Here is a 21,864-nt window from a genome sequence, read left to right as displayed (position 1 = left end):
GGTTCAGCCGCGCGCTTGGTTCAGCCGCGCGCGCCGACCGGCGGGGCGGACGCCTCGGCGAACTCCTCGCGCGGGTCGTGCAGCTGGCCCAGGGCGACCACCTCACGCTTGAGGACGAACGCCAGCGTCCAGTCGACCACGACCCGGACCTTGCGGTTGAACGAGGGGATCCGCGACATGTGGTACGTGCGGTGCATGAACCAGGCCGGCCAGCCGGTCATCTTCACGCCGTAGACCTGCGCCACGCCCTTGTGCAGGCCGAGGCTGGCCACGCTGCCCGCGTGCTTGTGCTTGTAGTCGACCGGCTCGCGCCCGCGGATCACGTTCACGATGTTGTCGGCCATCCGGGCGGCCTGCCGGACGGCGTGCTGCGCGCTGGGCGAGCAGAAGTTGCCCGGCTCCTTCGTCAGGTCCGGCACCGCGGCGCAGTCGCCGGCGCTCCACGCGCCCTCGACCACCCGGTCGCCGTCCACGATCTGGAGGGTGGGCAGGCAGGTGACACGGCGCCGCTCGTCGCGCGGGAAGTCCGTCGCGTCCAGCATCGGCGACGGCTTCACGCCGGCCGTCCAGACGATCGTGTCGGACGGGAAGCTGGCCCCGTCGGAGAGCTTCGCGACCCCGTCGACGCAGGACTCCAGCCGGGTGTCCAGGCGGATGTCCATGTTCCGCTTGAGCAGCTCCTGCACCGTGTAGGCGCCCATGTCCCGATCGACCTCGGGCAGCACCCGCTGGGTGGCCTCGACCAGCACCCAGCGCATGTCCTCCGGCTTCAGCTCCGGGTAGTAGCGCAGCGCGTCCCGGGCCATGTCCTCCATCTCGGCGAGCGCCTCGATGCCGGCGTAACCACCGCCCACGAAGACGAAGGTCAGGGCGCGGCTGCGGACCTCGGGGTCGGTGGTGGCGGCCGCGACGTCGAGCCGGTCCAGCACGTGGTTGCGCAGGAAGATGGCCTCACCGATGGTCTTGAACCCGATGCCGTGTTCGTGCAGGCCGGGGATCGGCAGGGTGCGGGACACCGAGCCGGGCGCCACCACCACGTGGTCGTACTGGATTTCCCGGGTCGGCCCGCTGATCGGCTGCACGACGGCGGTCTTGCGGTCGTGGTCGATCCGGGTGACCGTGCCGGCCACGACCTTGCACTTGCGCAACTCCCGCCGCAGCGGCACCACAGCGTGCCGCGGGGAGATGTTGCCCGCCGAAGCCTCCGGGAGGAACGGCTGGTAGGTCATGTGCGGCTGCGGGTCGACGACGATGACCTCGGCCTCACGGGAGCTCAGCTTCTTGGACAGGCGCAGAGCGGCGTACAGGCCCACATGCCCGGCACCCACGACAAGGATCCGCTTCGGATTCACGCCATCTATCTTTCCCCGGGCGGCTCGGCTAATCCCGATCGAGACCCTCTTCTGTGACGGAGCACAACCCCTGTGACCTGCGCAACTTCTCGGGACATCCCGCTATCTGCGACGCAGGAGCCACGCCAGGAGGCCGCTGAGACCCACCGCCACCAGCAGTCCCGCCACCGTCGCCGCCTGGGAACCCGAGTCCCCGCCGACCCCGCCGAGCCACGCCAGCACGATGCCGAGCACGGCGGCGGCCAGCACCACCCCACCGGCCCGCGCCAGCCAGCGCAGCACCAGATCCGGGTCGACCACCGCGTCGTAGGGCAGCAGCGCGGCCAGCGCGCACAGCGTGTGCGCCAGATAGAGCAGCGTGGCCACGGCGAGCAGCCGCCACAGCGCCGGCGGCCGGTCGAAGCCGAGCGTGGCGAGCAGCCAGCCGCCGACGGTGACCAGCGCCGCGAAGGTCGGCCAGACCCGCCGCGGACCGGCCGCCGGCAGCACCGCCACCACCGTGAAGGCCAGCAGCGACCGCGGGGTGAAGGCCTGTGCGGGGTACGCGACCAGGACGCCGACCAGCACCGTGAGGAAGATGCCGGCCCGCACCAGCAGCGGGGTCGGGCTGACCCGGCGAGCCGCGTGCTGCAGCGCCCGCACCCGCTCGGTCAGCCCCTCGACGAGATCGTTCATCTGCGCCACTCTTCGTTCGCGACTGCGGGGCTCCGCTGCGCCGCACTCCTCGCGCTCACCGAACCGACCTTCCGTTCGCGACTGCGGGGCTCCGCTGCGCTGCACTCCTCGCGCTCACCGCATCCCTGCCTTCGGTGCCGTGGCCAGGCGGGCCACGTCGCGCAGCACCTGGTCGAGGCTGCCGGCGCCGGCCCAGCGCACCACCGGCACGCCGTGCTCGCGGAGCTGGCCGATCATCGTGTCCCGGTCCAGCCGCCACAGCCGGTACGCCACCTCGGTCCAGCCCCGGTCCTTCGGCATCGGCAGCTCGGCCGGCAGGGTGTCCACCGCCACGACGAACCGCCCACCCCGGGCCATCCGCGCCAGCATCTGCGCCGACCGCTCGTCGAGCAGCGGGGTGAGCACCACCACGAGCGCGTCCGAGGAGAGCAGCTGCGGGCCGAAGACCTGGTCGTACGGCTCGTGCGGGGAGGCCTCGGCCTGGACGTCGAGCAGCCACTCCAGCACGGTCAGGTACTGCCGGCGTCCGGTGGCCGGGCGCAGCCGGCGGGCGGCCGGGCCGTACTCCAGCAGCGCCACCCGGTCACCCCGGTGCAGGTAGTGCTCGGCGATCGCGGCGGCCGCCCGCACGGTGGTGTCCAGCACGGACGCCGGCCCGCCTACGCCGCCGGAGCGGCCCGCCTCGGCCAGCACGTCGAGCAGCACCACCACCTCGGCGTCCCGGTCGGAGAGGGTGGCCGCCACGTGCAGCTGGCGAGCCCGCAGCGAGACCCGCCAGTCGATCCGGCGCAGCCGGTCCCCGGGCGCGAAGACGCGGACCCCGGCCAGCTCGCCGCCCTCGCCCGGCCGGCGCGAGTGGTGCGCGCCGACCAGCCCGGCGGCCCGGGGCATCGCCTCGACCGCCTCGAACGGCTCGGTCACCGGATAGACCCGCATCCGGACCGCCTCGGTGACCACGGCCCGCGACACGAGCAGCCCGTCGGCGGCGGCGACCCGGGCGCCGGCCGGCCCGATCGGGTGCCGCCCCCAGCGCAGCGCCGTCCCGGTCAGCTCCAGGTCGACGGCGGAGCCGGACGGCACCGAGGTGACGAAGGGCCGGTCGGCGCCGGAGCGGCTCACGTCCACCCCGGCCCCGCCGAAGCCGACCTTCTCCACCCGCAGCCAGCGCGACATCCGCGTCCGCACCACGGCCAGGTCGTAGGAGACGGTGTCCGGGTTGGCGACGGCCACCGTGGCGGCCATCGGGGTGCCCTCGACCAGGTGCGCGTCCGCGGTGCCGATCTCCAGGTCGGGCAGGGCGGTGGGCCGGCGGCGCAGCGCGTACGCGGTGCCCAGCGCGAACGGGGTGGCCAGCACGACCAGGTCGATGCGGCCGAGCAGCACCGCCGCGACCAGCAGCAGGCCGGTGAGCAGCACGGCCCGGCCGAGCGCCCGGGTGGGCGCCCAGCCGCTCGCCGGTTCCTGACGGTCCGCCATCAGCGCCCGGACGGTCCGGCCGCGTAGCTGGGCAGCGCGCCGCTGGCCGGAGCGGGCGTCGACTCCAGCACCTCACCGACGACGAAGGACGGATCCACCCGGCGCAGCCACATCTCCGGCCGCAGGGTGATCCGGTGTGCCAGCGCGGGCGCGGCCACCGCCTTGACGTCCTCCGGCACCACGTAGTCCCGGTTGGCGAGCACCGCGCGGACCCGGGACAGCAGCAGCAGCGCCAGCGAGCCGCGTGGCGAGGCGCCGACCAGCACGGACGGGTGCTCCCGGGTGGCCGCGGTCAGCGCCACGATGTACCGGCCGATGGAGTCCTCGACGACGACGTCCTCCAGCGCGGCCTGCATGGCGCGCAGCGTGCCGGAGTCCACCACCGGTTTGATCTCGGCCTCCTCGCGGCGGCGGGCGATCCGCCGGCGCAGCACCTCCCACTCCTCGTCGTGGTTCGGGTAGCCGAACGAGACCCGGAGCAGGAACCGGTCGAGCTGCGCCTCGGGCAGCGGGTAGGTGCCCTCGTACTCGATCGGGTTCGCGGTGGCGAGCACGTGGAACGGCTCGTCCAGCCGGTAGGTGACGCCCTCCACCGAGACCTGCTTCTCCTGCATCGCCTCCAGCAGCGCCGACTGGGTCTTCGGCGGGGTCCGGTTGATCTCGTCGGCGAGTAGCAGGTTGGTGAAAACCGGCCCGGCACGGAACGAGAAGTCGCCGCTGCGCTGGTCGTAGAGGAAGGAGCCGGTGACGTCGGCGGGCAGCAGGTCCGGGGTGAACTGGAGGCGGCGGAAGTCCAGCCCGAGGGCCTGCGCGAACGACCGCGCCGTGAGCGTCTTGCCCAGGCCGGGCAGATCCTCCAGCAGCACGTGGCCGCCGGCCAGGATGCCGGCGAGGACCAGCTCCAGCGCCTCCCGCTTGCCGACCACGACCGTGCCGACCGCGTCCAGCACGGCGCGGGCCAGCTGGCCGACCTCGGCGGGGGGCATGCTGCGGTCCACGTCGTTCATGACAGCTTCTCCAGTTCGGCGACGATCGCCGCGAGGTCGCGCGGCGACGGGGGGCGGCGGGCGGGGGTGGCGAGGAACGTCCACAGCGGCTCACCCAGCAGGGTGCGGGCGCGGGCCGGGTCGGACTCGCGGGTGACGCCGTGCTTCTGGCGCAGCCGCTCGTCGGCCAGCTCGCCCAGGCGGGGAAGCACCCGCTCGGTGAACCGCTCGCGGTTGCCGGAGCACCAGTCCAGCGGGCGCTCCCACTTGTTGACCGCGGCGCGCAGCGCGTCCCGGGAGGACCAGTTCCAGGTGCCGGGCTCCTCGCCGGCCGGGGCGCGGGCGCCGGCCCGGGGCGGCGGCGGGGGCGACAGCTCGGCGGTGACCCGGCGCACGGCGAGCACGGCCAGCACGCCCGCGACGATGACCCAGAGCGAGACCTGGAGGCCGACCGCGCGCAGCCCGACGACGACCACCACCACGATCGCGGCGGTGACCCCGAGGGTGCGCAGCACCCAGCGCGCCCGGCCGCCGCCCGACCGCCGCGTCTCCTCGACGGGCTCCTCGGCGGACGAGAGCAGGTCGTCGATGCTGGTGCTCACGCCGTCGCCTCGGGAACCTCGGTCATGGCGGTCAGCTCGCTGCGCAGCCGGCGCAGGGCGGCCCGGGCCTGGTCGCGCATCCGCTCGTCGACGGTGTGGGTGGCGTACCGGGCCTCGCGGTAGACGTGCGCGAAGCCGTCGAGCACGTCGGCGCTGGCGATGGCCGGGACGCCGGCCGCGGAATCGCCGCGCAGCAACCGGCTGACCAGGTCGGTGGGCGTGTCCCCGGCGTGCCGGGGCACCCCGGCCTCGTGCGCGGCCTCCTCCAGCCGGACCCAGCAGGCGATCACCGCCGTGCGCGGGTCGGTTGACCGGTCGTCCAGGTCCACCAGGCCGGCGTCCAGCGCGGCCACCACCTCGCGGGCGGTGCCCTCGGCGGTGCGCCGGCCCCGCTGCGCTGGCAGCGCGCGGGTCGCCCGGCGCAGCGCCCCGCCGACCACGGTCCAGAGCACGTAGCCGACCGCGGCCAGCACGGCCGCCGCGAGCACCACGATGGCGGCGGTGACGAGCCAGCCGGGGATGCCACCCGAGGTGGGCGGGCCGGCATCCCGGGGCTCGACCGTGATCGAGGGTGCGGCCTCGGCCGACGGGTAGTCGGGCACGTACGGGATGGTGTCCGCGGCGGGCGGGATGCGGCTCGCCCCGATGGCCGAGTGCCCGGCGGCGAGCGCGCCGACGGCGAGCAGCAGGGTCACCGCAGCGACCGGCCACCACCTGCGCAGCACGCCGAGGTCCATCCCACCGCCCCACGCATTCCTCAGTCCACCCCGGCCAGGTCCTTCGCCCGGGCGAACACGTCGTCCAACATCGCTGGCGTCAGCCGCCCGGTGAAGGTGTTCTGCTGGCTGACGTGATAGCAGCCGAGCAGCGCCGGTGCGGATGTGCCGGACCAGTGTGCCCCATGGCCGAACGCCGGGCGCGGAGTGGGCGGGCGCTGTCCGTACACGTGGCGCAGCACCGGCCACCACGCGGCCCAGGCGAACGCGCCCAGCGAGACCACGACGCGCAGGGTGGGCCGGATCAGCGCGACCTCCCGGTGCAGCCACGGCGCGCAGGTGTCCCGCTCGGCCGGGGTGGGCTTGTTGTCCGGCGGCGCGCAGCGCACGGCGGCGAAGATGCGGGTGTCGCGCAGGGCGAGACCGTCGTCGGTGGACACGCTGGTCGCCTGGTTCGCCAGCCCGGCCCGGTGCAGCGCCGCGAAGAGCACGTCGCCGGAGCGGTCCCCGGTGAAGATCCGGCCGGTGCGGTTGCCGCCGTGCGCGGCGGGCGCCAGGCCGAGGATGCCGATCCGCGCGTCGGCCGGGCCGAAGCCGGGCACCGGCCGCCCCCAGTAGTCCTGGTCGCGGAAGGCCGCCCGCTTGACCCGGGCCACCTCCTCCCGCCAGACCACCAGCCGGGGGCAGGCGAAGCAGTTGCTCACCGCGCCGTCGAGGTCGGCCAGGTCGGTCGCCCGCGCGGCGCGGGCGACCACCTCATCGGGGGTACGTGACTCAGCCAAGCTTGGCCCGGAAGAGTTCCAGGGTGCGGGCCCAGGCGGTCGCGGCGGCCCGCTGGTCGAAGTGCTCCGGCCGGTCCTCGTTGAAGAACGCGTGAGCGGTGCCGGGGTAGTCGTAGGTCTGGCAGGTGCCGCCGGCCGCCTCGATGGCCCGGCGGACGCTCTGCACCCCGTCGGCGGCCGACAGGCCGTCCGCCTCCGAGCAGTGCACGAGCGCGGCCTTGCCGGCGTAGCCGGCCCAGCCGGTGCGGCCCGCGTTGTCCGCCGCGCCGGCGCGCATGCCCTCCCAGGGCAGCCGCGGGTAGAAGCCGGCGGTGGCGACGATCCGCTCGGAGAACGTGCCGGACCAGAGCGCCAGGCTGGCGCCGGCGCAGAACCCCGCGCAGCCCACCTTGCCGGCGACCTCGGGACGGTTGGCGAGGTATTCCGCGGCCGCCGCGATGTCGCTCGCCGCCTCGTCCATCTGGGTGCTGTTCAACATCTGCCGCGGCTCACTCGGCTTGCTGGCCGGGCCGCCGTGCCGGAAGTCGGGCGCGAGCGCGACGAAGCCGGCCTCGGCGAAGCGGTCCACCACCGCCCGGACGTGGGGCACCAGGCCCCACCAGTCCTGGATGACGATGACCGCCGGGCTGGCCGCACCGCCGGAGGGTATCGCGAGATACCCCTCGCTCGTCCCCCCGTTACCGGTGAAGCTCACCATCTCGCCCATGGGCCCGTCCTCCTAGCGGTCAGTCATCGTTGGCTGGTCGCACAGTGGGTGTTACGTGCCGGTAGCGTGCCACGCGCTCACCGGCGCGGGGAAGACGAAAGAACAGTGGCATTCACCTCCCGTTCGCCTGCCGGACGGGATGGCGCGCACCGCCGCCGGCGACGGTCGTACGCTCCCGTACGGCCCTCCCTCGTGGACGCGCCGAGGGGGCGCCCGCCGGTCGGCGGACGCCCCCTCGGGGTCGGCTTCAGCGGGTCGGCGCCGGCGTCGGCGTGCTCTCGGTGGGCGCGGTCGACGGAGTCAGGGCCGGCGCGGGGGTGGCGCTCCCGCTCGGCGCGGGGGTGGCCGCGCTCGCGCTCGGTGCGGGCGGGGCGCTCAGGGTCGGCGCGGCCGGGGCCGCCGGGGCCGGTGGCCCGAAGGGCGCCCGGTCGGGGCAGTAGGGGTAGGCGTTGCGCGGCGGGGGCATGTTGCCGTCCACACTCATGCAGGTCGGCCAGCCGAGCCGGATGGGCACACCGTTCTGGTCGAAGAGCTGGGCGTTGCGGATCAGCCGCCCCTCCTGGTCGTAGACGAAGACGTCCTCGATCGAGTCGTACCGGTCGCCGACCGAGACCTCCTGGTAGCTGCCGAACTGGTCGGAACTGGCGTGCTGGTCGACGTTGACCAGCACGGCGAAGGAGAAGATCAGCAGCGCCGCGGTGCCGAGCCGCGTCAGCCGCCGCGGCCAGCCGTGCAGGCCGGGCGAGCGCCGGCCCAGCCAGACCGAGGCGAGCACGGTGCCGGCGAGCAGGAACAGGCCGGCGAGCACGCTGCCGTCGAGCCGGGGCAGCAACCCGGAGGGCTCCTGGAGCACGACGGAGATCATCAGCGCCACGAGCCAGCCGCGCAGCAGCCACCAGGCGGGGCGCAGCGGGCGGAGGAACTCGCTCACCGAGGACTGCCCGAGCAGCGGGCCGAGCTGGGTGTCGAGGGCGCGCAGCTGGGTCCCGGCGCGCGCCTGCGCGGCGGCCAGTCGCCGGCGCCGGCGCCCCGGCCCGGCTCCCGGCTCGGCGCCGGCCGCGGCCCGCAGCTCCGCCGCGTACGCCTCGGGCGTGCCGAGCCGGTCGACGAGGGTGCCCTCGGCCTCGGCGGCGACCTCGGTGAGGTGCTCCGGCAGGTCCTCGGTCAGCTCGTCGCGGACGGTGGGCGGCAGATCGGCCAGGGCGGCCCGCACCCGGTCGACGTAGTCCGCGATCTCCTGCCCAGTGACGGTCATGCCGCCATCCCCCGATCGTCGAGCAGTGCGTCCATGGTGGTGGCGAAGGAGCGCCAGGTCTTGCCGGAGCGGGTGAGTTGGTCCCGGCCGGCGACGTTGAGTGAGTAGTACTTGCGGTGCGGCCCGGACTCGCTCGGCACCACGTAGGTGGTCAGCAGCCCGGCGGCGAAGAGCCGGCGCAGGGTGCCGTAGACCGAGGCGTCGCCGACCTCCTCCAGGCCGGCCTCGCGCAGCCGGCGGAGGATGTCGTAACCGTAGCCGTCCTCCTCCTTGAGCACGGCGAGAACGGCCAGGTCGAGCACGCCCTTGAGGAGCTGCGTCGTATCCACGCTCCGCACACTAGTGCGGATTACGTAGTACCGTCAAGAACGTCGTAGCTGGGTAGGCTCGTGGCGTGTCGTGGAGCAGCTACGCGTCCTTCCTGATCTTCGCCACCGTGCTGATCCTCATCCCGGGGCCGGACTTCGCCGTGGTCACCCGGAACACGCTGGCCGCCGGCCGGCGCCGGGGCCGGTGGAGCGCGATCGGCGTGACCGCCTCGAACGCGGTGCAGGGAGTGACCGCCGCCGCCGGGCTCGGCGCGCTCATCGTCCGCTCCCAACCGCTCTTCGAGGCGATCCGCTGGGCCGGCGTGGCGTACCTGGCGTACCTCGGGGTGCAGGCGTGGCGGTCGGCCTGGCGCGGCGACTACCCGCCGCTGGCCGGCGACGCCGCCGCCACCCCCGGGCAGGCCCTGGCCGGGTTCCGGCAGGGCTTCCTGTCCAACGTCACCAACCCGAAGGTGCTGGCGTTCTACCTGGCCGTGCTGCCGCAGTTCGTCGGCGGGGGCGCACCGATCGGGGTGCTGCTCGCCTTCGCGCTCAGCCACGCCGTGCTCAGCCTCGCGTACCTGCTGGTCCTGGTCTCGGCGCTGAACCGGGCCCGGGACCTGCTGTCCCGGCGCCGGGTCCGCCGCTGGCTGGACGGGCTGACCGGGGTCGCCCTGCTCGGCTTCGGCGCCCGCCTCGCCACCGAACGAACCTGACCGCCGCCGGGCGCGTCACCGCCCGCGACCCGGGATTGACTTTAATTTTCGCTTATGAGGCCTGCTCATCCTCGTGGAACGTCGGTACGTTGCCCGGATGCGACACCTCGGAACCGTGCTCGCCGCTGCCATCGTCGGTCCGCTGGCCTGGATTCTCTTCGCCCTCGGCCAGGACCGGTCGGAGCAGGCGTTCGCCGCCGCACAGAACGGCGGCGCGCTGGACAGCGGTGATTTCGTTCGCCCCGCGCTGGTGCTGGCCGCCGCCGGGCTCGTGCTCGGGCTCATCGCCACGCTCCGCTTCTCCCCGCTGGGCGCGGCGCTGACCGGCCTGGTCTACGCGGCCAGCTACCTGGGCCTGCTCGTCAGTCCGACCGGAGTGCTGAAACTGCTCGACCACAAACTGACCCTGGGCGGCCACCAGGTCGACCTGGCGGCCCCGCTCCGGACCGGGACGACGCTGCTGGTCGGCTCGCTGCTCCTCGTCGGGGTCGTGAGCATCCGCCGCTGGCAGCGGTGGCCGCAGCCCGCGGACGACACCCCCACGGCGCTGCAGGCGGACGAGATTCTCCCGCCCGCGACCCGACGGGACCGCCCGCTGGGTGTGGACGGTCTCGGGCTCAGCACGCCGCCCACCACGCCCGAGCCGGAACTGGTGCGGGCCGGCGGTCCATCCACGGCGGGCGGCTCGTCCGGGGCGGGCGGCGCAAGCTGGGCCGGTCGTTCCGACTGGGCCGGGCTGGTGTCGGGCGGCTCCGGGGACGGGTCCGGGCGGTCGTCGGACTGGCCGCGCCAGCGTTCGAGGTGAACGGCTGACCGACGCCGGTCGGGTGGCGGCCGAGTGGCCGGACATCCGACCCGGGCACGTCACGCGTGCCGACTGCCTCAGGCCAGGGACCAGGCGATGCCGTCGAGGATGTCGTGTTCGGAGGCGACGACCGAGGGCATCCCGGCGCGCTCCATGATGACCCGGAGCACCAGCGCGCCCGCGCCGATCACGTCGGCCCGGCCCGGGTGCATCACCGGGATGGCCAGCCGCTGCTCACGGGTCTTCCCCAGCAGGTCGGCGGTGACCTCGGCGACCTGGTCGTACGACACCCGGGCGTGGTGGATGCGGGCCGGGTCGTACTCCTGGAGCCCCTGGGCGATGGCGACCACGGTGGTGACCGACCCGGCGAGCCCGACCAGGGTGGCGGCCTCCCGGCCCGGGACGGCCGTCAGCGCCCGGTCCACGGCGACCGCGATGTCGGCCTGCGCGGCGGCGACCTCGTCCAGGCCGGGCGGGTCGCCGTGCAGGTGGCGCTCGGTCATCCGGACGCAGCCGATGTCCATCGAGATGGCCGCCTGGACGCCGCCCTCGCGGGTGCCGACCACGAACTCGGTGGAGCCGCCGCCGATGTCGACCACCAGGTAGGGCGGTTCGGCGTCGGCGGGCAGGCCGCGGACGGCCCCGGTGAAGGAGAGCCGGGCCTCCTCGTCGCCGGTGACCACCTCGGGCGCGACGCCGAGGGTCTCCTCGACCATGGCCCGGAAGTCGGCGGCGTTCGAGGCGTCGCGGGAGGCGGAGGTGGCGCACATCCGGACGCGCTCGGCGCCCAGCTTCTCGATCTCCGACGCGTAGTCGGCGAGCGCCACGCGGGTCCGTTCGATCGCCTCGGGCGCGAGCCGGCCGGTGCGGTCGACCCCCTGGCCCAGCCGGACGATCTCCATCCGCCGACTCAGGTCGACCAGCGGCGCCTGCGGCCCGGCGGACGGGTCGGGCAGGTCGGCGACCAGGAGTCGGATGGAGTTGGTCCCGCAGTCGATGGCGGCCACGCGCGTCGTCACGGCTGCCACCCTACGGCAGCCGCCCCGACGGACCGGGTCAGTCGTCGACCGCGGGGCGGCCGAGCAGGTGGGCGCCGAGCGGGGTCAGGCGGTGCCGGACCGCGCCGCCGTCGCGCTCGGTGGCGACCAGGCCGGCGGCGCGCAGCGCGGTGGCGTGCTCGGAGGCCGTGGACAGGCCGACCCCGACGCCCCGGGCGAGCGCCGTGGTGGTGTGCGGGCCCGGCACGGCGAGGCGGCGCAGCATCGCCGCCCGGGTGGCGCCCAGCACCCCGGCGAGCGGGTCGACCGCCGGATCGGTGGCGCGCGCCGGCATGGCGGCGGGGTACACGAGCAGGACCGGCCGGCCCGGTTCGACCAGGACGCGGGGCAGCGGGCCGGCCACCGGCGACGGGAGCAGCACCATCCCCTCGCCGGTGCCGGTCACCTCCCCGCTCCACCAGGTGCGCACCTCCAGCACGGGTGGCCGCCACCGGATCGCCGGGTGCAGCCCGTCGAACAGACCCGCCAGCCCGCGCCGGGCCAGCCGGTGCGCGGCGTCGGCCAGTTGTCGCTGGTGGACGGTGGTCAGGGTGGACCAGTGCGGGGCCAGCACCGCACCGAACCAGGTGTCGAGCGCCCGGCCGAACAGGTCGAGCACCGTCGGGTCGGCGGCGGCGAATGCGCGCCGCAGCGGCGTCGCGGTGACCTCGGAGTAGGCGTCGGCGACCTCCTCCCGGACCCGGCGGGCGGGGGTGGACCGGATCGCCGCGAGGCCCGCGGCCACCGAGTCCAGCCCGTCGAACGGGGTGAGGAAATCGGGCAGGCGCCCACGGGCCGGCAGCAGGTGCCGCAGCGAGGTGGCGGCGGCGCGCACCCCGCGTACGGAGGTCGCCGAGCCGGCCGCCGCCACGAGGTCCGGCGCCATGGCGGCGGTGGCCGGATCGTGCAGCGCCTGGCAGGCCAGCATCGCGGTGCCGACCGGGTGCAGCCGGTCGACGAACCGTACCCGGCTCAGGTCCGCCGGTCCGAGGTGCAGCCGCAGCATGAGAGCAGCGTGCCCGGCTTCGGCGAGGACCGAAAGGGTTGACCGGCTCGGGTCCCGGAACCGACGGTGGAGCCCGGTTACCCACGGGGAGGGCGGGACGTGCGGCGGACGATCGCGGTGCTGGCGGGGCTGGTTCTGTCGTTCACCGGTGGAGCGTGCGGCGGGCAGGCCGAGCCGGCCGCCGCACCGACGCCGAGCGGGCGGGCGGCCGCGTCGACGCCCGCCGAACGACCGGCCGCCGGGGACCACGAGCTGACCCTGCGCCACGGCGGGGTGGAGCGCAGCTACCTGCTGCACGCCCCGCCCGGGTACGACCCGACGCGCCCGGCGGCGCTGGTCATCGCGCTGCACTTCTTCCCCGGCACCGGGGCCGACATGCGGGAGCTGAGCGGCCTGGACGCCCGCGCGGACCGGGAGAACTTCCTGGTCGCCTACCCGGACGGCCGGCACGGCGGCTTCAACGCGCTGATCTGCTGCGGGTCGGCGGACGACGTGGGGTTCCTCACCGCGCTCACCGCCCACCTGGTCGACACCTGGCGGGCCGACCCGGACCGGGTCTACCTGACGGGCATCTCCAACGGCGGTGACCTGAGCTTCCGCGTCGCCGTGGAGGCCACCGGAGTGTTCGCGGCGATCGGTGTGGTCAGCGGCGGCTACAGCGGCCCGCTGACCGAGCCGGACAGCTACGTCCCGAAGCGGCCGGTCTCGGTGATCACCTTCGTCGGCGGGCAGGACCAGTACGCCGGCATCTTCCACGACGGGCTGCGCACCTGGCAGCGACGGCTCGGCTGCCGCCCGGTGGCGGGGAGGAAGCCCGCGGCGCCGGCGGGCCTGAGCCGGGCCGACGCGCGGTGCGCCGACGGCAGCGACGTGACCGTGTGGAGCCTCCCCGAGATGAGCCACTCGTGGCCGGGCGCCACCGCGGGGACGCTCGCCGACCCGGACGCCGGCGTCACGGCCACCGACCTGATCTGGGAGTTCTTCGCGGCCCACCCGCGTCGCACGTGAGCCGGGTCAGAGGCGCAGCAGCATCCGGCTGTTGCCGAGGGTGTTCGGCTTGACCCGCTCCAGGTCGAGGAACTCGGCGACACCCTCGTCGTAGGAGCGCAGGAGCTGCTCGTAGACCGGCTGCGGCACCGGCGCGCCGTCGATCTCGCGGAAGCCGAACGAGCCGAAGAAGCCGGTCTCGAAGGTGAGCACGAAGATCCGGGCGACGCCCACCTCGCGGGCCGCGTCGATCAGCTCGCCGACGATCCGGTGCCCGATCTTGTGCCCCCGGCAGGACGGGTCGACCGCCACGGTGCGGATCTCGGCCAGGTCCTCCCACATGACGTGCAGGGCGCCGCAGCCGACCACCGTGCCGTCGGGCGTCACCGCCACCCGGAACTCCTGCACGTCCTCGTAGAGGGTGACGGTGGCCTTGCTGAGCAGCCGCCGGTCGTCGGTGTAGGTGTCCACCAACCGCCGGATGCCGCGTACGTCGCCGGTGCGGGCGCGGCGGACCAGGATCTCGTCGGCGGCCGTCATCTCACTCCGCCGCGGGCACGTCCACGCAGGGGCCGGCCGCCCACCACTTCTCCACCAGGGCGAGGGTCTCGTCGCCGAACGGGTTGACCCCCGGCCCGGCGGCGAGCGCGTGCCCGAGGTGCACGTGCAGGCATTTGACCCGCCCCGGCATGCCGCCGGCCGAGATCCCGGCGATCTCCGGCACCTGCCCGATCGCCTCCCGGCGGGCCAGGTAGTCCTCGTGCGCGGCCCGGTAGCGGGCGGCCAGCTCCGGGTCCTCGGCGAGCCGCTCGGCCATCTCCTTCATGAGCCCGGCCGACTCCAGCCGGCTGCACGCCGCGGTGGCCCGCGGGCAGGTCAGGTAGAACAGCGTCGGGAAGGGCGTGCCGTCGGCCAGCCGGGGCGTCGTCTCCACCACGTCGGGCAGGCCGCACGGGCACCGGTGGGCCACCGCCCGGGTGCCGCGGGGCGGGCGTCCGAGCTGCGCGGCCACCGCGGCCAGGTCGGCCTCGGTGGCCGGCTGGCGCTCCGGCGGGGGTACGGAATCCGCCGCCGGATCCTGCGGTGGTACGACGCTCACGGTTTCTGGCTCTCCTCGGTGGTCACTTGTCGGGGCGCTCGGCGTTGGCCGCCTGCACGCTCGACCACAGGGTGTCGTACCAGGGGTCGGGCGGCTTCGGCGGCCCCGGCTTCGCGCCCTTGCCGGCGTCCTTGGCCGCCCCCTCCGGGTCGGAGAGCACCACCAGCAGGGTCTCGCCGGGCCGGCCCATGAAGAACCGCTCCCGGGCCTGCGTCTCGATGTACGCCGGGTCCTGCCACTTTTCCGCCTCGGCGGAGAGCTCCTGGATCAGCTCGCGCTGCCGCTGCTGGGACGCTTCCATCCGCTCGATGTCGGCCTGCTGGTCCAGGTAGACCCGGACCGGATAGGTGTAGGCCAGGGCGAGCGCGATCAGCACCGCGAAGAGCACGGTGGCGCGCCCGGTGAAGCGCCGGGGTTGGGGTGCGGTGAGCCGCTTGACCGTGCCACCGGCCGCGGTACGCCGGGCCGCCGCGGGGCGGCTCGCGGAGCGTACCCCCTCGGTGGCGCGGGCGGCGCCGGGTGACCGCCCGGCGGCGCGCGGCTCGGCGCGGACGCCGGCGTCGCGGACCGACGACCGGACCCGGGCACCGCCCGGCCGGCCGGCCTGACCCGGCCGGCGGGCGGGCCGCTGGCCACCCGGTGTGCGGCGCTGCTGCATCGTCACACCCCTCCCCCGGAGCTCTCGGCTCAGGCCGAACGGTAGCGCGGGAACGCGCCGGCACCGGCGTACCGCGCCGCGTCGGCCAGCTCCTCCTCGATCCGCAGGAGCTGGTTGTACTTCGCGACCCGGTCGGACCGGGCCGGGGCGCCGGTCTTGATCTGGCCGCAGCCGGTGGCGACCGCCAGGTCGGCGATGGTGGTGTCCTCGGTCTCGCCGGAACGGTGGCTCATCATGCACATGAAGCCGGCCCGGTGGGCCAGGTCGACCGCGTCCAGGGTCTCGGTGAGCGAGCCGATCTGGTTGACCTTCACGAGCACCGCGTTGGCGGCCCGCTCGCTGATGCCCCGGGCGATGCGCTGCGGGTTGGTGACGAACAGGTCGTCGCCGACGATCTGGATCCGGTCGCCGAGCGCGGCCGTGAGGGTGGCCCAGCCGCTCCAGTCGTCCTCGGACAGCGGGTCCTCGATGGACACGATCGGGTAGTCGCCGACGAGCTTGGTGTAGTAGTTGCTCATCTCCTCGGCGCTCTTCGCGGTGCCCTCGAACGTGTAGCTGCCGTTGTCGAAGAACTCGGTGGCGGCCACGTCGAGAGCGAAGACGATGTCGGTGCCGAGCCGGTAGCCGGCCTTCTCCACGGCCTCGGCGATCAGGTCGAGCGCGGCGGCGTTGGTCGGCAGGTTCGGGGCGAACCCGCCCTCGTCGCCGAGGCCGGTCGACAGGTCCTTCTTCTTGAGCACCGACTTCAGCGCGTGGTAGACCTCGGCGCCGGAGCGGAGCCCGTCCCGGAAGGTGGGCGCGCCGATCGGCGCGATCATGAACTCCTGGATGTCGACGTTCGAGTCCGCGTGCGCGCCGCCGTTGAGGATGTTCATCATCGGCACCGGGAGCAGGTGCGCGTTCGGCCCGCCCAGGTAGCGGAAGAGGCTCAGCTCGGCGCTGCCGGCGGCGGCCTTCGCCACGGCCAGCGAGACGCCGAGGATGGCGTTGGCGCCCAGCTCGGCCTTGTTGTCCGTGCCGTCGATGTCGAGCATCTTCTGGTCGATCAGCCGCTGCTCGCTGGCCTCGTACCCGATGAGCTGGTCGACGATCTTGTCCTCGATGTTGGCGACGGCCTTCTCGACACCCTTGCCCAGGTAGCGGTCCTTGTCACCGTCGCGCAGCTCGATCGCCTCGAAGGCGCCGGTGGAGGCGCCGGACGGCACCGCGGCGCGGGCGATCGTGCCGTCGTCGAGCCCGACCTCGACCTCGACCGTCGGGTTGCCCCGCGAGTCCAGGATCTCCCGGGCGACAATTCCCTCGATGGTTGCCACTGAGTCGCTCCTCGTTTGTGTGTTCCGGTCCGGTATGGGCCGCGACGGTGCGGCTGAGGCAGGTGTTGAACGCAGCGTATCGGTCCCCGCCCGTGCGTACCTGCGTCGGGGCGGCACTTCGGTGACTGAACGCGAGGGCGTCGGCCCCACGCGGACCGTCACCTGAATGCCGCCCACGACGAAGGGCGACACGGACATTCCCGGATTCTCCGGCCTCAACCGACAACGGGTTTGCGAGAGGTTGCGTCGATCGACAAGGCTGGGCGGCATGCCCGCCGCCTCGACGACTCTCCGCGTGCTCGCCGCCTCGGCCATCGCGTCGCTCTCGGTCACCGGCTGCCAGGCCCTCGACGACACCGGGGTCGCCCTCGGGCGGGCCGACCTGGTCAACGACCTGACCGCGCGGATGGACCGGGCGCTGGAGCAGACCTGGGCCGCCGACTACCAGCTCAGCGACGGGCGCACCGCGTCGATCGCGCAGACCAAGGAGCCGCTGCGCTCCTCGTACACCTGGCCGGACGGCAAGATCACCGTCACCCAGGAGGCGGTGACCCGGTGCGCGAACGCGGCCGGGCGCACCTCGTGCACGGTGTCGCCGCCGGTGCTGACCGCCGGCCGGCCCTCCGTGGTCGTCTACGGCGAGGCGCGCAAGCTCGGGCTGGTCACCCCGCCGTCGGTGATCCGGCTGCTCACCGACGCGGCGCTCGACCCCGAGGCGACCATCGAGCAGAGCGACACCACGCTGGCCGGGCACCACGCCACCTGCGTCGACGTCACCCGGGCCGGCAACCGCTTCGGCGCCTGCGTGACCAGCGAGGGAGTGCTGGGCAGCTTCACCGGCACCCTCGACGGCAAGGCCGCGGAGGTCACCCTGAGCCGCTACACCGACACGGTCGAGTCGGCCGCCTTCGACGTGCCGGCCGGGGCGGGCGTGGTCGACCGCCGCACCACCACCTCGTGAGCACCGGCGGCACCGGAACCCGCACGCCGCACGACGCCGGCGCGACCGGCGACCCGGCCGGGACGGGTGGGGTGGCCCCCTTCCGTCCCGCCGCCGATCACGGCCGGCCGCCGCACCCGGACGACCTGGCCCTGCCGGTGGCCGGGCGCAGGCTGCTCACCGGCCCCGACGGGCGGTTCCCCCGGATCGGCGAGCTGCCCGCCCGGCTCGACTGGGTGCCGGTCGGCACGCTCGACGGGGCGCCCGCCTGGGCCGCCGAGGCCGCCGACCCCGAGGCGCTGCCCGGCCGCTGGCGTGGCTGGCGGGGTCTCGCCGCCGAGCTGCCCGGACCGCGGGCCGACCTGGCCGGGCGGGCGCTCGCCGTGGTCACCTGGCGGCGTACCCACCGGTGGTGCGGGGCGTGCCGCACCGAGCTGGCCGACGTGCCGGGCGAGACCGCCCGGCGCTGCCCCGCCTGCGGGCTGACCACGTTCCTGCCGCTCTCCGTCGCGGTGCTGGTGGCGATCACCCGCCCCGGCCCGGCCGGCGCCCCCGACGAGCTGCTGCTGGTCCGGCACGCGTACGGGCCCACGGAGCTGTGGGCGCTGGTCGCCGGGTTCGTCGAGGCGGGCGAGTCGCTGGAGGCGGCCGCCCACCGCGAGGTCGCCGAGGAGGTCGGCCTGACGATCGGACGGCCCACCTATGTGGACAGCCAGCCCTGGGCGATGTCCGGCCCGGGCACCCTGCTCGCCGGCTTCACCGCCACCGTGACCGACCCGGCCGCCGAGCCGGTGGCCGACCCGAGGGAGCTGACCGAGGCGCGCTGGTTCCCGGTGGACGCGCTGCCGGCGGAGCTGCCCCCCGCGTACTCCCTGTCGCGCTGGCTGGTCGACGCGGTCGCCGCCCGTGGGTCGCGCTGACGGTCAGATCCCCAGCAGCGTCCGCAGGTGCCGCGGCGGCGGGCAGTCGTGCGCCAGCATGGCGTCGTGCCAGTCGCGGGGCGACACCCCGGCCGGCCGGGCGCGGGCGATGTCGGCCATCTCGCTGTAGCCCACGAAGTAGGTGGAGAGCTGGGTGGAGGTGAGCAGCGCCCGCCGCCACTTGCCGGCCGCCTCGCCCTCCTCCTGGAAGCCACGCCCGGTCATCAACGCCATGGCCTCGGACTCGGGCAGGTCCTCGCAGTGCACGAGCTGGTCGAGCAGCGCGTTGATGGTCATCCGGAGCTGCATCTTGAGCTGCTGGAGCCGGACCGGCAGCCCGCCGAAGCCCAGCCCGGCCATCAGCTCCTCGGTGTAGACCGCCCAGCCCTCGATGAACACCCCGGACTCGGTGAGCGCGCGGACCCGGGTCGGGCCGGCGTAGCGGCGGGCGTGGGCGAGCTGCAGGAAGTGGCCGGGCATCGCCTCGTGCACGGTCAGGTTGCGGATCATGTGGTCGTTGTATTCGCGGTAGAACGACTCGACCCGCTGCGCGGGCCAGTCCGCCGGGGTGGGCGCGATGCAGTAGAAGGTCGGCACGTCCGCCGTTTCCAGCGGGCCGGGCGAGTCGCAGTAGGCCACCGCCACGCCCCGGGCGAACTCCGGCATCTCCTGGATCACGCACGGGTCGTCGACCAGGCTGACCAGGTCGTGGGCCCGGACGAAGTCGCTCGCCTCGTCGAGCGTGACCGAGGCGAGGTCGACGATGGTGGCGTCGTCCGGGTGCTCGGCGGCGAGCAGGTCCAGCGCCCGGCGGACCGTCTCGTCGTCGGCCGGGCCGCCGACCAGCTCGACGGCCGCCGCGCGGATCTCGGCGGTGACCCGGTCCAGGTTGTCCCAGGCGCGGCGCTGGACCTCGGCGGCGCCCAGCTCGGTGTCGAGGGTGTGCCAGAGCCGCGCCTCCCAGCGGCGCCGGCCGAGCCGGGGGTCGCGCCCCGGGCCGGCGTCGGCGGCCAGGCCGCCGCGCAGCCACGCCACGAACTCCTCCAGGGCGGCGATCGCCGCGGTGGCGGCCGGCTCGACCCGGTCGAGCAGCGCCGGCGCCTCGGCGAGCAGCCCGGGCACCTCGTCGCGGATCAGCGCCGCCGTGCCGGTGAACTGCCCGACCGCCGTCTCGGCATGGATCCGCGGCATGTCGCGCAGCGTCGCGCGCGCGGTCGCCAGGGCGTCGGGTACGGCCGCCAGCCGCCCGGCCAGGTGGGTCAGGCGCTCCTCGACCGGCGCGTACGGGCGGGCCATGAGGGCGTGCAGCAGCGGGCCGGGATTGTGCCGCAGCGGGTCCCACTCGTGGCCCCGGATCTCGGTCGCCTCGAACAGCCCCCGGTCGACCAGGCTGCTGAGCAGCGCGTGGTCGACCCGCTCCTCGACGTCGAGCGAGTCGGGGTCGATCTCGGAGAGCGCGTCGGCCGCGTCCTTGAGCATCGCCTGGTCGGCGGCGAGGGCGTCGGCGGACAGGTCGGGCAGCCGGTCGTCGTAACGGTGGTCCCCGGCCGAGGTGGCCAGCCCGGGCCGGCTCTCCAGCAACGCCTCGACGATCCGCTCGGCGAGCGGCACAAACGGCTCCATGCGGAAACCCTACCGACCACGACCGACGGCCGCCGCCTGCGTTGATCAAGAAGTTCGCGTCGCGATCGCCGCTCCGGCCGGCGCGAACCCCTTGGTCAACCCGATCGGGCGTCCCGTTCGGCGGCGCGGACGGCGTCCGCGTACGCCAGGGTGGCCCGGCGCAGGGCCGCCTCGGGGTCGATGCCGGCCTGCCGGGCGGCGGCCACCGTGGCGAGCAGGCCCGCGCCGAGTCGCGCCTCGGCGTCGACCTGCGACTCCGCCAGCGGCGGCGGGACGGCCAGGCCCACGCGGCCGGCGCGGTCCAGGACCTTCGCGGCCAGGGCGAGCGCGGGCTGGCTCAGGGCGATGCCGTCCAGCACCGACTCGCGGGTCTTCTCGGCCCGCTTGATCCGCTCCCAGTTCGCCTCGATCTCCTCGATCGAGCCGGCCTGCTCACCCGAGAAGACGTGCGGGTTGCGGCGGACCATCTTGTCGACCAGGCCGCCGGCCACGTCGTCGACCGTCCAGCGCTTCCCCTCCGGCAGGTCCTCCGCCAGCCGGGCGTGCAGCAGCACCTGGAGCAGCACGTCGCCCAGCTCCTCGCGGAGCGCGTCGGTGTCGTCGGCGCTGATCGCGTCGTACGCCTCGTAGCACTCCTCCAGAAGGAACCCGGCCAGGCTGCGGTGGGTCTGCGCCCGCTTCCACGGGTCACCGCCCGGCGAGGCGAGCCGGTCCATCACCTCGACCGCGTCGAGCAGCCGGGCGCCCGGCGGGTCCCACGAGCCGTACATCAGCTCCAGCTCGGCGAGGCCGGGCTGGCGGGCCAGCCGCAACCCCAGCTCGCGGGCGAGCGCCTCGTCGCCGGCCGGGCCGGACAGCCACACCGCGCTGCCGTGGGCGGCCGCCGCGTCGAGCAACGCCTCCGTGGCGCCCTCGGTCACCACCGTGACCTCGGCGCCCGTCGACCGGACCGCCGTGGCCAGTTCGCTCTCGGCGCCGGCCAGCACCGGCGCGGAGCGGACGACGTCCCAGGCGGGCGCGGTCAGCAGGCCGGCCGGCAGCCGGGGCGAGGTGACGAGCAGGACGATGCGCGCGGTCATGCTCAGGGCGCCACCGACGCGCTCGGCTCGGCCGATTCCGGCTCGGTCGACTCCGGCTCCGGGGTGGAGATGTCGGTCACCTGGTCGGCGCCCTCCACGTACGGCAGGTTGTAGAGGTTGACGTTCTGCGACTGGATCTGGAGCAGGGCGGGCACGGCCAGGGTCGGGTAGCGGGGGTTGACGCGGACGTCATCCCGGTCGACCTGCGCCTTCAGCGCCTCGCTCAGGCCCACCACGGCCGAGACCTGAGGTGCGATGGAGGGGTCGGAGAACGCCTGGCGCTGCTGCTCGGTCGACCAGCCGGCACGCGCCACGTTCGCCTTCACCAGCGCGGCGTAGACGGCCGCGGTGTCGGCGTCGGAGAGCTCCGCCTTCGGCAGCCCCTGGCCCAGCGCGTTGAAGACGTCGTACCACTCGGCGGCGAGCTTCGCGTACTCCGTGTTCGGGACGCGCAGCGCCTGGCCGATGTCGGCCGCGCTGATCTGGTCGGGCACCTGGAGCTGCTTGTCGGCGACGATCCGCTTGCCCAGGTCGAGGCCGACCAGCAGGTTGACCACGTCCTGCCCGTCCAGGTCGATCTCGCGCAGCTCGGCCGGGACGGTCTGGCCCTGCTCCTCGGCGGCCTTGACGACCCCGGCGTACGCCTGCGCGGCCTCGTCCCGGATGGCGTTGACCCGGTCGATCGAGTAGCTCGTGTCGCCCACGTAGGCGGCGACGCCCGGGGCGGACCGGCCGCAGGCGGCGAGGGAGAGAACAGCGAGGGCCGCGACGCTGGCGGCGGCGATGAGACGGCGAGCACGCATGACGGCCACTCTCTCACGGC

General features: G+C 74.7%; 24 protein-coding genes. 5 read left to right on the top strand and 19 right to left on the bottom strand.

Annotated features, from left to right (window positions below):
- Positions 1-20 precede the first annotated feature (20 nt).
- The 10 genes from ACQP12_RS04420 to ACQP12_RS04375 all read right to left on the bottom strand — a co-directional run bounded on the left by ACQP12_RS04420 (position 21) and on the right by ACQP12_RS04375 (position 8,879).
- Positions 21-1,352, bottom strand: coding sequence for an NAD(P)/FAD-dependent oxidoreductase (locus tag ACQP12_RS04420; RefSeq protein ID WP_433285205.1), 1,332 nt, complete (start codon positions 1,350-1,352; stop codon positions 21-23).
- A gap of 102 nt (positions 1,353-1,454) precedes the next feature.
- Positions 1,455-2,027 (bottom strand): hypothetical protein, encoded by a 573-nt coding sequence (locus ACQP12_RS04415; RefSeq protein WP_357947751.1) that lies wholly within the window; start codon positions 2,025-2,027, stop codon positions 1,455-1,457.
- Positions 2,028-2,141: 114 nt separating this feature from the next.
- A complete protein-coding gene (locus tag ACQP12_RS04410; protein ID WP_357947753.1) occupies positions 2,142-3,503 on the bottom strand; it encodes a DUF58 domain-containing protein in 1,362 nt (453 codons plus the stop codon).
- A complete protein-coding gene (locus ACQP12_RS04405; protein ID WP_357947756.1) occupies positions 3,503-4,510 on the bottom strand; it encodes an AAA family ATPase in 1,008 nt (335 codons plus the stop codon). Before ACQP12_RS04405 ends, ACQP12_RS04410 begins: the two co-directional genes overlap by 1 nt.
- Positions 4,507-5,091, bottom strand: a complete 585-nt coding sequence (locus tag ACQP12_RS04400) for a hypothetical protein (protein WP_433285202.1) — start codon at positions 5,089-5,091, stop codon at positions 4,507-4,509. The genes ACQP12_RS04405 and ACQP12_RS04400 overlap by 4 nt, the downstream gene beginning before the upstream one ends.
- The gene (locus ACQP12_RS04395; protein ID WP_433285199.1) at positions 5,088-5,828 is read right to left on the bottom strand and encodes a DUF4129 domain-containing protein; all 741 of its coding nucleotides are present in this window, start codon (positions 5,826-5,828) and stop codon (positions 5,088-5,090) included. Before ACQP12_RS04395 ends, ACQP12_RS04400 begins: the two co-directional genes overlap by 4 nt.
- A gap of 20 nt (positions 5,829-5,848) precedes the next feature.
- Complete coding sequence (locus ACQP12_RS04390; protein ID WP_433289123.1) at positions 5,849-6,562, bottom strand: uracil-DNA glycosylase; 714 nt, start codon at positions 6,560-6,562, stop codon at positions 5,849-5,851.
- Between the two features lie 19 nt (positions 6,563-6,581).
- Entirely contained in the window at positions 6,582-7,295 is a 714-nt protein-coding gene (locus ACQP12_RS04385; RefSeq protein ID WP_433285197.1) for a dienelactone hydrolase family protein, read from the bottom strand.
- 247 nt (positions 7,296-7,542) lie between these two features.
- Entirely contained in the window at positions 7,543-8,550 is a 1,008-nt protein-coding gene (locus ACQP12_RS04380; protein WP_433285195.1) for an HAAS signaling domain-containing protein, read from the bottom strand.
- The gene (locus ACQP12_RS04375) at positions 8,547-8,879 is read right to left on the bottom strand and encodes a PadR family transcriptional regulator (RefSeq protein WP_151461256.1); all 333 of its coding nucleotides are present in this window, start codon (positions 8,877-8,879) and stop codon (positions 8,547-8,549) included. Before ACQP12_RS04375 ends, ACQP12_RS04380 begins: the two co-directional genes overlap by 4 nt.
- A 65-nt stretch (positions 8,880-8,944) precedes the next feature.
- Between ACQP12_RS04375 and ACQP12_RS04370 the strand changes: the two genes are divergently transcribed.
- A complete protein-coding gene (locus ACQP12_RS04370) occupies positions 8,945-9,574 on the top strand; it encodes a LysE family translocator (RefSeq protein ID WP_357941023.1) in 630 nt (209 codons plus the stop codon).
- Between the two features lie 97 nt (positions 9,575-9,671).
- Positions 9,672-10,379 carry a hypothetical protein gene (locus ACQP12_RS04365; RefSeq protein WP_433285192.1) on the top strand — a complete coding sequence of 236 codons (708 nt, stop codon included), beginning with the start codon at positions 9,672-9,674 and terminating at the stop codon, positions 10,377-10,379.
- A gap of 77 nt (positions 10,380-10,456) precedes the next feature.
- On the opposite strand, the gene ACQP12_RS04360 is transcribed toward ACQP12_RS04365, so the two are convergent.
- Positions 10,457-11,386 carry an exopolyphosphatase gene (locus ACQP12_RS04360; RefSeq protein WP_433289121.1) on the bottom strand — a complete coding sequence of 310 codons (930 nt, stop codon included), beginning with the start codon at positions 11,384-11,386 and terminating at the stop codon, positions 10,457-10,459.
- A gap of 49 nt (positions 11,387-11,435) precedes the next feature.
- The gene (locus ACQP12_RS04355; RefSeq protein ID WP_433285190.1) at positions 11,436-12,422 is read right to left on the bottom strand and encodes an ArsR/SmtB family transcription factor; all 987 of its coding nucleotides are present in this window, start codon (positions 12,420-12,422) and stop codon (positions 11,436-11,438) included.
- 99 nt (positions 12,423-12,521) lie between these two features.
- Between ACQP12_RS04355 and ACQP12_RS04350 the strand changes: the two genes are divergently transcribed.
- Positions 12,522-13,430, top strand: coding sequence for an alpha/beta hydrolase family esterase (locus tag ACQP12_RS04350; protein WP_433285187.1), 909 nt, complete (start codon positions 12,522-12,524; stop codon positions 13,428-13,430).
- Between the two features lie 6 nt (positions 13,431-13,436).
- Here ACQP12_RS04350 and ACQP12_RS04345 read toward each other — a convergent pair whose 3' ends face one another.
- The 4 genes from ACQP12_RS04345 to eno are packed head-to-tail and all read right to left on the bottom strand — an operon-like array spanning position 13,437 to position 16,479.
- Entirely contained in the window at positions 13,437-13,949 is a 513-nt protein-coding gene (locus tag ACQP12_RS04345; protein WP_357941015.1) for an amino-acid N-acetyltransferase, read from the bottom strand.
- A gap of 1 nt (position 13,950) precedes the next feature.
- Positions 13,951-14,508: a DUF501 domain-containing protein gene (locus tag ACQP12_RS04340; protein WP_091114352.1), complete on the bottom strand. Its 558-nt coding sequence runs from the start codon at positions 14,506-14,508 to the stop codon at positions 13,951-13,953.
- A gap of 22 nt (positions 14,509-14,530) precedes the next feature.
- Complete coding sequence (locus ACQP12_RS04335; RefSeq protein ID WP_357941013.1) at positions 14,531-15,166, bottom strand: FtsB family cell division protein; 636 nt, start codon at positions 15,164-15,166, stop codon at positions 14,531-14,533.
- Between the two features lie 29 nt (positions 15,167-15,195).
- A complete protein-coding gene (gene eno, locus ACQP12_RS04330) occupies positions 15,196-16,479 on the bottom strand; it encodes a phosphopyruvate hydratase (RefSeq protein WP_433285184.1) in 1,284 nt (427 codons plus the stop codon).
- 268 nt (positions 16,480-16,747) lie between these two features.
- On the opposite strand from eno, the gene ACQP12_RS04325 reads away from it, so the two are divergent.
- Both ACQP12_RS04325 and ACQP12_RS04320 read left to right on the top strand, forming a co-directional pair.
- Positions 16,748-17,440, top strand: coding sequence for a hypothetical protein (locus ACQP12_RS04325; protein WP_433285182.1), 693 nt, complete (start codon positions 16,748-16,750; stop codon positions 17,438-17,440).
- Complete coding sequence (locus ACQP12_RS04320) at positions 17,437-18,339, top strand: NAD(+) diphosphatase (protein ID WP_433285180.1); 903 nt, start codon at positions 17,437-17,439, stop codon at positions 18,337-18,339. Before ACQP12_RS04325 ends, ACQP12_RS04320 begins: the two co-directional genes overlap by 4 nt.
- 3 nt (positions 18,340-18,342) lie before the next feature.
- On the opposite strand, the gene ACQP12_RS04315 is transcribed toward ACQP12_RS04320, so the two are convergent.
- The 3 genes from ACQP12_RS04315 to ACQP12_RS04305 all read right to left on the bottom strand — a co-directional run bounded on the left by ACQP12_RS04315 (position 18,343) and on the right by ACQP12_RS04305 (position 21,844).
- The gene (locus ACQP12_RS04315) at positions 18,343-19,962 is read right to left on the bottom strand and encodes a DUF885 domain-containing protein (RefSeq protein WP_433285178.1); all 1,620 of its coding nucleotides are present in this window, start codon (positions 19,960-19,962) and stop codon (positions 18,343-18,345) included.
- A gap of 95 nt (positions 19,963-20,057) precedes the next feature.
- The gene (locus ACQP12_RS04310; RefSeq protein WP_433285176.1) at positions 20,058-21,041 is read right to left on the bottom strand and encodes a nucleoside triphosphate pyrophosphohydrolase; all 984 of its coding nucleotides are present in this window, start codon (positions 21,039-21,041) and stop codon (positions 20,058-20,060) included.
- 2 nt (positions 21,042-21,043) lie between these two features.
- Complete coding sequence (locus tag ACQP12_RS04305; RefSeq protein WP_433285174.1) at positions 21,044-21,844, bottom strand: hypothetical protein; 801 nt, start codon at positions 21,842-21,844, stop codon at positions 21,044-21,046.
- Positions 21,845-21,864: the final 20 nt, after the last annotated feature.

The sequence above is a fragment of the Micromonospora sp. CA-244673 genome, from assembly GCF_050948395.1.
GTDB lineage: Bacteria > Actinomycetota > Actinomycetes > Mycobacteriales > Micromonosporaceae > Micromonospora.
The sequence above is the reverse complement of the archived record's forward strand: the minus strand, read 5'-3'. Positions and strand labels throughout refer to the sequence as shown.